The organism is Lysobacter sp. 22409, from assembly GCF_052045105.1.
GTDB classification, from domain to species: domain Bacteria; phylum Pseudomonadota; class Gammaproteobacteria; order Xanthomonadales; family Xanthomonadaceae; genus Lysobacter; species Lysobacter antibioticus_B.
Genome location: NZ_JBQEOE010000080.1, coordinates 1 through 9,566, shown reverse-complemented (window position 1 = coordinate 9,566; position 9,566 = coordinate 1). Strand labels below are relative to the sequence as shown.

General features: G+C 66.8%; 5 protein-coding genes. 1 reads left to right on the top strand and 4 read right to left on the bottom strand.

What is annotated here, in order from left to right:
* Positions 1-583: 583 nt before the first annotated feature.
* The 4 genes from ACTJJK_RS22605 to ACTJJK_RS22590 form a co-directional block, all read right to left on the bottom strand.
* Positions 584-1,129, bottom strand: a complete 546-nt coding sequence (locus ACTJJK_RS22605; RefSeq protein WP_031374234.1) for a GNAT family N-acetyltransferase — start codon at positions 1,127-1,129, stop codon at positions 584-586.
* A 192-nt stretch (positions 1,130-1,321) separates the two neighbouring features.
* Positions 1,322-3,091 (bottom strand): aspartate--tRNA ligase, encoded by a 1,770-nt coding sequence (gene aspS, locus ACTJJK_RS22600; protein ID WP_440731307.1) that lies wholly within the window; start codon positions 3,089-3,091, stop codon positions 1,322-1,324.
* A 334-nt stretch (positions 3,092-3,425) separates the two neighbouring features.
* Positions 3,426-3,755: an FmdB family zinc ribbon protein gene (locus ACTJJK_RS22595; RefSeq protein ID WP_031374236.1), complete on the bottom strand. Its 330-nt coding sequence runs from the start codon at positions 3,753-3,755 to the stop codon at positions 3,426-3,428.
* A gap of 942 nt (positions 3,756-4,697) precedes the next feature.
* Positions 4,698-6,578, bottom strand: a complete 1,881-nt coding sequence (locus ACTJJK_RS22590; RefSeq protein ID WP_031374259.1) for an ABC-F family ATP-binding cassette domain-containing protein — start codon at positions 6,576-6,578, stop codon at positions 4,698-4,700.
* A 204-nt stretch (positions 6,579-6,782) separates the two neighbouring features.
* Here ACTJJK_RS22590 and ACTJJK_RS22585 point away from each other — a divergent pair, with 204 nt between their 5' ends.
* Positions 6,783-9,194 carry a TonB-dependent receptor plug domain-containing protein gene (locus ACTJJK_RS22585; protein ID WP_440731306.1) on the top strand — a complete coding sequence of 804 codons (2,412 nt, stop codon included), beginning with the start codon at positions 6,783-6,785 and terminating at the stop codon, positions 9,192-9,194.
* Positions 9,195-9,566 lie beyond the last annotated feature (372 nt).

Genomic DNA, 9,566 nt, shown 5'->3' with positions numbered 1-9,566 from the left:
AGGAAGGCCTTTTCTTTGGTTAGCTTTCTTTTGGGCCAGCAAAAGAAAGTAACCCGGCCGCGTCAGCGGACGGAAGCTTTGCTCTTTCTTGAAGAGGAAAGCGTCGCGAATCCTTCCCCTGTAGGAGCGACGTAAGTCGCGACCGCGACCTCTCAATGTCACGCCGATACCGGCCGCAGCCCGTCAGGTAGGAGCGGCGCAAGCCGCGACTGCGCTGCAGCGGGTTTGCGGCGTTTTTCACAAGCAAGATCAATATCTAGATCAAACGCCAAAAGCTTCCGCCACTAAAGCGGCGGGTAACTTTCTTTTGTCTAAAGCAACAAAAGAAAGTAACCAAAGAAAAATGCTTTTGTTTTGAATCACAGGCCCGCACGTTCGATGCCGACGCAGGGATTTTCCATACGGGACATCCCTGTCCCGATGAAAAACGGCGCGCATCCCTGCGCGCCGCCCTCCGGGTCTTCGATTGCCTTCGCCAGTGCGAATCGGCGCACGACAACGGCAAAATCTTTACGGCAACGGCAACGGCAACGGCAACGGCAACGGCAATAGCGGCAACGGCAACGGGCTATGCCGCCTCATATCAGCCTGGAACCGCCACCGCATCGCGCTTGAGAATGAACTCGTGATCGCGCGTATTGCCGACGATGAAATCGTAATGGCCGACATGCTCGAAACCGTACCGGCCATAGAAACGCTGCGCGCCGAAATTCTCCGACCACACGCCGATCCACAGGGTCCGCGGGCCTTCGCGCTGCAGCCATTCGAGCACGGTGTCGAACAGGCGCGCGCCCCAGCCGCCGTTCTGCGCTTCGCGCAACACGTATAAGCGCTTGAGTTCGCCATCGCCCGGAGCCACGTCCGGATGCGGCAGGCCGCACGGTCCCGCCGCGGCATGGCCGACCGCGACGCCGTCGCGTTCGAGCAGGAAGATCGCGTAGTCCGGGTGCGACAGGATCACCGCCTGCTTCTCGACCGAATAGCTGTCGAGCAGGAAACCCTGCAGATCCTCCGGCGGGTACAGATGGCCGAAGGTCTCGACGAAGGTGCGGGTGGCGATATCGGCGACGAGGGGCGCATCGCCGACACCGGCGCGGCGGATGGAAAATTTCGGTGCGGCGTTCGTCATAAGGCCTCGCGGTGTAAGCGGACGGTAACGATGGAGCGGCGACGCGAACGGGCGATCAGGGACTCGCCTTGCGGGGGCGACCCTGAGGGCCGACGACGCCGGCCCTGACCGCCCACGGCGACGCGCGATTCCGCACGCCGCCCGGGCTGGACTCGACCCACCGGGCTCGTCGAGCCCGGCCGTGCACTCCGGTCAGGCCGGGTCTTTCTTCGGACGCACCATCACGTGCACTTCGGCCAGTTGCGCGTCCGGAATCGGCGACGGCGCGCCGGTCATCAGGCACTGTGCGGTGGTGGTCTTCGGGAAAGCGATGACGTCGCGGATCGACTCGGTGCCGCCCATCAGCGCGGCGATGCGGTCGATGCCGAAGGCGATGCCGCCGTGCGGCGGCGCGCCGTACTTGAGCGCGTCGAGCAGGAAGCCGAACTTGGCCTCGGCCTCTTCCGCGCCGATGCCGAGCAGGTCGAACACCGCCGACTGCATCTGCGGGCGATGGATACGGATCGAACCGCCGCCGATCTCGTTGCCATTGAGGACCATGTCGTAGCCGCGCGACACCGCGGTCTTGGCGTTCGTGCGCAGGTCGGCGATGTCGTCGACCGCGGGTGCGGTGAAGGGGTGATGCAGGGCGACGTAGCGTTGCGCTTCCTCGTCCCACTCGAACATCGGGAAATCGGTGACCCACAGCGGCTTCCAGCCGTCGGCGACCAGGCCGAGGTCCTTGCCGAGCTTGAGGCGCAGCGCGCCCATGAAATCGCTGGCGGTCTTGTAGTCGGCCGCGCCGAAGAAGATCGCGTCGCCGCTCTGGGCGCCGCTGACTTCGACAATCTTGGCCAGGGTGGCGTCGTCGAGGAACTTGGCGATCGGCGAGTTGATGCCGTCGCGGCCCTTCGACGCGTCTTCGATCTTCATCCAGGCCAGGCCCTTGGCGCCGTACTTGGCCGCGTGCGCGCCGCACTCGTCGATCTGCTTGCGCGACCAGCCGGCCGCGCCGGGTGCGCGCAGGGCGACGACGCGGCCGTCGGCGTGGTTGGCCCAGTCGGTGAAGACCTTGAACTCGCACTGCTTGACCAGTTCGGCGATGTCGACGAATTCCAGGTCGATGCGCAGATCGGGCTTGTCGGAACCGTAACGGCGCATGGCTTCGGCATAGGTCATGCGCGGGAACTGCGCGTCGAGCTCGACCTCGATGGTTTCCTTGAACACCACGCGGATCATGTCCTCGACGGTGTCCTGCACGTCGCGCTCGGAAACCCAGGCGAACTCCATGTCGAGCTGGGTGAACTCAAGCTGGCGGTCGGCGCGCAGCGCTTCGTCGCGGAAGCAGCGCGCGATCTGGTAGTAACGGTCGAAGCCGGCCACCATCAGGATCTGCTTGAACAGCTGCGGCGACTGCGGCAGGGCGTAGAACTCGCCCGGATGCATGCGCGCCGGCACCAGGAAGTCGCGCGCGCCTTCCGGCGTGGCCTTGGTCAGGATCGGGGTCTCGATGTCCTGGAAACCGCGCGCGTCGAGCCAGCGGCGCAGCGACTGCACCAGGCGGATGCGCGTACGCATCATCTTCTGCATCTCGGGACGGCGCAGGTCGAGGTAGCGGTAGGTCAGGCGGGTTTCCTCGCCGGCGTTCTCATGGGCATGGAACGGCAGCGGCTCGGCCTTGTTCAGCACTTCGATCGTCGCGGCCAGCACTTCGACCTTGCCGCTGCGGATCTTTTCGTTGGCGGCCTGGCGCGCGCGCACCGTGCCGGTCACCCGCACGCAGCTCTCCACGCTCAGATCGCCGGCGGTCTTGAACAGCTCGGCGGTATCGGAGTCGACGACGATCTGCACCACGCCCTCGTGATCGCGCAGATCGGTGAACACCACGTGGCTCTGGACGCGATTGGTGTTGACCCAGCCGCACAGGGTGACGGTCTGGCCGATCAGCGCCTCGTCGACGAGGCCGCAGAAATGGGTACGCATGGAAACTCCGATTGGTCGATCCGTGAATCGTGGGGGTTGCGACAGGAGGGTTCGGGACCGGGCCGCGGCAGCCGCCGGGCCGGGAACGCCTCGCCGGCCGGGGGCCGGAACCGGTCATTCTAGTGCACGTGCCAGTGCACGCGCAGGACTGGTGCAGTTGCCAGTCCGCGCTCAGGACCGCTGCAGTGCGCCCTGTGCGGCCGTTATGCCGCACATCGCCGGCCCGACTCAGGGCAGGCCGATGCGGCTCGTTCCCGCAAACGACCCGGGGCGCCTCGCGACACCCCGGGGTGAAAGCTGGACCATCCGGGCGCTGGCCGCGGACCGTCCGGAATCAGGTGGCGCTGGCCCCGGAGGCCGGCTTGGCCGGGGCCGCGGCGGGCTCGGCCTTCTTCTCGGCGGGCTTGCTGTCGACGGCCGGGGCCGAACCGCCGCTGCCGCCGGAACTGCCCTCGCCGGCCAGATTGCGCTTCTTGTCGCCGTCCTTCTTGAAATCGGTCTCGTACCAACCGCCGCCGGCCAGGCGGAACTGCGGCGCGGTCAGCTGACGCCCGACTTTCTCGGCGCCGCACTCGGGGCAGACGGTGGGGTCGGCGTCGGAGAGCTTCTGCAGGCGGTCGAAGGCGTGGCCGCAGGCGCTGCACTGGAAGGCGTAGATGGGCATGGCGGAGACTGTAATTCGGGACGGCGGACTGGGCAGTGTGGGGGCGGATCGCGGCGATGCAAGGCGCGGCGGCCTCAAAGCTGACCCGCATCGGGCTCGTTTCAGGCCCCCGCGGGTTCGCTCCGGCCCGGCCGGCACGGTCGCAGCGACAGCCATGGCCGCCGACAGGCGGTCGGTTCGGCCCGAGCGAGGCCTAGTCCGGGTTCTGCGTCGTCTGCTCTTGCGGGGCCGGCTCTTCGAGCGGATCGACCTCGAACGGCGCGCTGCGCTCCAGCGAGGGCAGAATCTTCGTCAGCAGAGGGATGCCTGTGGAGACCGCGACAAGCCAATCGTGGAGCAGACACCCCAAGCGTTTCGGCCGATTGCAGATAGCCGCAGCAGCGACGTCATTCGGGTCGCGATGCCCTCATCCGGCGCTACGCGCCCCCTTCTCCCGCGAGCGGGAGAAGGGGTTCGCGCTGCTGAAGATGCACGATGCAGTTGCAGTTGCAGTTGCAGTTGCCGTTGCCGTTGCCGTGCGTCGATTAGCACTCGCGAAGGCAATCGAAGACCCGGAGGGCGGCCTGCATGGATGCAGGCCGTTTTTCATCGGGACAGGGATGTCCCGTATGAAAAATCCCTGCGGAAGCATCGAACACGCGGGCCCTTGACTCAAAGAAAAGCATTTTTCTTTGGTTACCTTTCTTTTGTTGCTTATGACAAAAGAAAGTAACCCGCCGCTTTAGTGGCGGAAGCTCTTGGCGTTTGATCTGGATCTTGATCTTGCTCGAGCGATACGCCGCGAGACCGAAACGACGCGGTCGCGGCTTGCGCCGCTCCTACCCTTCGCGAAAGCACACCGCTTCGATGAGCAACATCGGCGCGGTAGCCTCTGCGCGTCCAGCGGTCGCGGCTCACGCCGCTCCTACAGAAAGCAGCGCAGCGCAGAAACGACACCCAACCTCAAGCCGCGTCGTACAGCGCCATCCACTCCGCCTCGGCCTTGGCCAGTTCCGCCGCGACCTTTTCGCGCTGCTTGGCCAACTCGCCCGCGTTGTCGCCGCCGCCGGCGTACTTGGTCGGATCGGCCAGATCCATGTCCAGGGTGTGCAGCTTGGATTCCAGCTCGGCCACGCGCTTTTCCGCTTCCGCCAGCTTGACCGGATTGACCTTGCGCCCACCCTTGCCGCCGCCAGCCTGCTTGGCGGCCGATGCGGCGGCCGTGGCCTGCGCCGCGGCCTTGGCCACCGCCGCGCCCTTGCCGTCGTTGCTGTTGTCGCGCGTACGCAACCACACCGCGTAGGCGTCGAGGTCGCCGTCGAACGGCTGCGCCACACCATCGGCCACGCGCCAGAAGGTTTCGCAGACCAGGCCGATCAGGTGACGGTCGTGCGAGACCAGCACGATCGCGCCGGGGAAATCCGACAAGGCCTCGGCCAGCGCTTCGCGCACGTCCAGGTCCAAGTGGTTGGTCGGTTCGTCGAGCAGCAGCACGTTGGGCTTGCGCCAGGCAATCATCGCCAGGGCCAGGCGCGCGCGTTCGCCGCCGGAGAACCCGTCGACCGATTCGAAGGCGCGGTCGCCGGGGAAATTCCACTTGCCGAGGAAATCGCGCAGCTGCTGGGTCGGCACGCCCGGGGCGATTTCGGCCAGGTGATCGATCGGGCTTACGCCGGCATGCAGCGATTCGACCGTGTGCTGTGCGAAGTAACCGATGCGCAGGTCCGGATGGCCGCCGCGTTCGCCGGTCAGCAGTTCCAGCTCGCCGACCAAGGACTTCACCAGGGTCGACTTACCCGCACCGTTGGGGCCGAGCAAGGCGATGCGGTCGCCGGCTTCGAGGATGAAGCTGACGTCGTCCAGCACCACGTGATCGCCGTAGCCGCAATCGGCATGGATCAGGCGCAGCAGCGCATGCGGCAGCTTGGTCGGCGCCGGGAATTCGATGCGCATCGCGCGCTCGAGCCGCACCGCCTCGGTGCCGACCATCTTGGCCAGGCGCTTGACCCGCGACTGCGCCTGCTTGGCCTTGGCCGCGCTGGCGCTGAAGCGGTCGATGAAGCTCTGCAGGTGGGCCCGCTCGGCCTGCTGCTTCTCGTGGGTGATCTGCTGCAGGCGCAGGTGCTCGGCGCGCTGGCGCTCGAACGAGGTGTAGTCGCCGGTGTACAGCTTGGCCTTGCCGTCGTGCAGATGCAGGGTGTGGGTGGTGACCTCGTCGAGGAACTCGCGGTCGTGCGAGATCAGCAGCAAGGTGCCCGGGTACTTGAGCAGCCACTGCTCCAGCCACAGCACCGCGTCCAGGTCCAAGTGGTTGGTCGGTTCGTCGAGCAGCAGCAGGTCCGACGGCGTCATCAGCGCGCGCGCCAGGTTCAGGCGCACGCGCCAGCCGCCGGAGAATTCCTTGACCGCGCGTTCGTGGGTATCGGGCGAGAAGCCCAGGCCGTGCAACAGCTTGCCGGCGCGCGCGGTGGCGTCGTAGCCGCCGAGTTCTTCGAGCCGGTGATGGGCCTCGGCGACCGCTTCCCAGTCCTCGCGCTCGACCGCTTCGCGTTCGGCGACCAGCACCTGGTAGACCTGGGCGTCGCCGGAAAGGACGAAGTCCAGGGCCGGGTCGTCGAGGGCCGGGGTTTCCTGGGCCACGCTGGCGATGCGCACGCGGTTGGGCACGTCGATGTCGCCGCGGTCGGCCTCGACTTCGCCCTGGATCGCCGCGAACAGCGAGGACTTGCCGGTACCGTTGCGGCCGATCACGCCCACCCGCCAACCGGCGTGCAGGGTCAGGTCTACGTTGGACAGCAGCAGGCGTTCGCCACGCCGCATGGCGAAATCACGGAAAGAAATCATGCGGATATGGTCGCATGACTGATCGGTATTTGCTCATGAACACAAGTTCGGCCGCTCCGGCAGCGGGCATCGAATAATCGGGACGTCGGCCTCAGACCGCCCCCACGCGTCAACGAGCTCGCCTCCCGCGGCAAAGCGCCCCTCGCGCCGGCCGTGGCGGCTGCGCTCGCCCTGACGTCCCCCGTTCGACCGCCCGGAGTGTCCATGTCCCGCCGCCTGTCCCTGCTCAGCACCGCCGTATCGATCGCTCTCGCCACCGCCCCCGCCTGGGCCCAAGACCCCGCCACCCCCGCCGCCCCGGACGCCGCGACCGCCAACCCGACCAACCTCGACACCCTGATCGTCACCGGCACCCGGGTCAGCGACCGCACCGTAGCCGAATCCACCGCGCCGATCGACATCATCACCCCGCAGACCCTGGAGGCCACCGGCACCGTCGAGCTGGCCACCGCCCTGTCGCGCGCCCTGCCCTCGCTGAACTTCCCGCGTCCCGCGATCACCGACGCCACCGACGCGGTGCGTCCGGCGCAGTTGCGCGGCCTGGCCCCCGACCAGGTGCTGGTGCTGGTCAACGGCAAGCGCCGCCACACCACCTCGCTGATCAACCTCAACGACAGCATCGGCCGCGGCTCCTCGCCGGTCGACCTCAACGCCATTCCGATCGCCGCGATCGAACGCGTCGAAGTGCTGCGCGACGGCGCCTCGGCGCAGTACGGCTCCGACGCCATCGCCGGCGTGGTCAACGTCGTTCTCAAGGGCTCGGGCGAAGGCGGCAGCCTGGCCGCGCGCTACGGCCAATACAGCGCCGGCGACGGCAAGCAGTACCAACTGTCCGGCGACGCCGGCATCAAGCTCGGCGAAAACGGCGCGCTGCATGTGTCGGCGCAGGGCGGCCACAGCGACAACACCGACCGCGCCCGCCCCTACCTCGGCACGGTCACCCCGACCAGCAACCCGCCCGGCAAGGTCGTGCACCGCTACGGCGACCCGGAGATCGACCAGGCCGCGCTGGCCTACAACGCAAAGTGGAGCCCGAGCGAAGGCGTCGAGTTCTATTCCTTCGGCACCGCCAGCCGCCGCCGCGCCATCTCCAACGGCTATTTCCGCGCCCCGGGCAACCCCAACAACATCCGCTCGGTGTATCCGGACGGCTTCCTGCCGCAGATCGACAACGTCAGCCAGGACCGCGCCTTCGTGCTCGGCCTGCGCGGCCAGACCGCCGGCGGCTGGAACCTCGACCTGAGCTACAACTACGGCCAGAACCAGCTCGACTTCGACGTGCGCAACAGCCTCAACCGCACCCTCGGCGCCGCCTCGCCGCACGATTTCTACATCGGCGCGCTCGAAGTCACCCAGAACGTGCTCAATGCCGACTTCAACAAGTCCTTCGACGTCGGCTGGCTCAAGTACCCGCTCACCGTGGCCTTCGGCAGCGAGTGGCGCGGCGAGAAGTTCAACCAGTCCGCAGGCGAACTGGCCTCGTATGTCGCCGGCCCCGAACCCGGCGCACCCGGTGCGCAGGTGTTCCCCGGCTTCACTCCGTCCGATGCCAGCCGCCGCAATCGCAACAGCCACTCGTTCTACGCCGACCTCGAAGCCGACGTGACCGACAAGCTGTCGCTCGGCGCCGCCGCACGTTACGAGCGCTACAGCGATTTCGGCGAAACCACCTCGGGCAAGCTGTCGGCGCGCTACGCCTTCAACGACAAGGTCGCGCTGCGCGGCACCCTGTCGACCGGCTTCCGCGCGCCGTCGTTGCAGCAGCAGTTCTACCAATCCACCCAGACCGTGATCGTGCTCGGCGACCCGACCCCGTTCCAGGTCCGCACCTTCGCCGTCGACGACCCGGCCGCGATCGCGCTCGGCGCCGAGTCGCTGAAGGCCGAAGAATCGACCAACATCGGCCTGGGCCTGGTGCTGCAACCGATCGAATCGCTGTACATCACCGTCGACGCCTACCAGATCGACATCGACGACCGCATCATCCTGTCGGAGAACCTGCGCGGCCCGGCGGTGGCGAGCTTCCTGGAAGCGCGCGGCCACCGCGGCATCACCGGCGGCCGCTACTTCACCAACGCCGTCGACACCCGCACCCGCGGCATCGACATCGTCGGCAGCTACCGCTGGTCGCTCGGCACCGGCGCGATCGACCTGACCGCCGGCTACAACCGCAACAAGACCACCCTGGAGCGCATCGCCGCCAACCCGCCCGAGCTCACCGCCGGTGGCCTCAACCTGCAGCGCATCGGCCGCGTCGAACAAGGCCGCATCACCCAGGGCGCCCCGCGCGACAAGTTCTTCCTCGGCGGCAGCTGGACCACCGGCCCCTGGCGCTTCGACGCCACCACCACCCGCTACGGCGAGTTCCACACCTTCAACGACGACCCCAGCGGCGTACGCGACCAGACCTACCGCGCCAAGTGGACGCTGGACCTGGCCGCGACCTATGCCATCGACGGCTGGGAGTTCACCGTCGGCGGCGACAACGTGCTCAACGAGTACCCGGACGAATCGATCTACGCCAACAGCGAAAGCGGCCAGTTGCCTTATAGCGGCAACTCTCCGTTCGGGTTCAATGGCGCGTTCGCTTATGCGAAGGTGGGGTACAAGTGGTGAGATCGTAGCGACGGCGTGAGTCGTCGCATTCGATCGGGAGGCCGCCGCAGGGCGGCCTTCTTCGTTTCGAAGTCTATTTTTTCTTGACCCGGGAGTGACCTGTCTTTCGATGGCGCGATTGCTTTTTTGGCCGACGCGCCGCAAGACCAGCGTGGCGCGGTCGCGGCTTGTGACCGTAGGAAATCCAGTAGGACGCCGCTCCTACCCAAGAGCAGCGACGCCGACTGCCTATGCCCCTGCTCCCGCCGTTGCCGTTGCCGTTGCCGTTGCCGAGACTTTGATCTGCTTTGCAGCTTTGCCGCTTTGCCGGTCAACAGTAGACCCGGAGGGCGGCGCACAGGACGTGCGCCGTTTTTCGATAGGACAAGGATG

Bases quoted from the DNA above. Each gene is read 5' to 3' on its own strand.
- ACTJJK_RS22605 (WP_031374234.1), bottom strand. From the start codon at position 1,129: ATGACGAACGCCGCACCGAAATTTTCCATCCGCCGCGCCGGTGTCGGC.
- aspS (WP_440731307.1), bottom strand. From the start codon at position 3,091: ATGCGTACCCATTTCTGCGGCCTCGTCGACGAGGCGCTGATCGGCCAG.
- ACTJJK_RS22595 (WP_031374236.1), bottom strand. From the start codon at position 3,755: ATGCCCATCTACGCCTTCCAGTGCAGCGCCTGCGGCCACGCCTTCGAC.
- ACTJJK_RS22590 (WP_031374259.1), bottom strand. From the start codon at position 6,578: ATGATTTCTTTCCGTGATTTCGCCATGCGGCGTGGCGAACGCCTGCTG.
- ACTJJK_RS22585 (WP_440731306.1), top strand. From the start codon at position 6,783: ATGTCCCGCCGCCTGTCCCTGCTCAGCACCGCCGTATCGATCGCTCTC.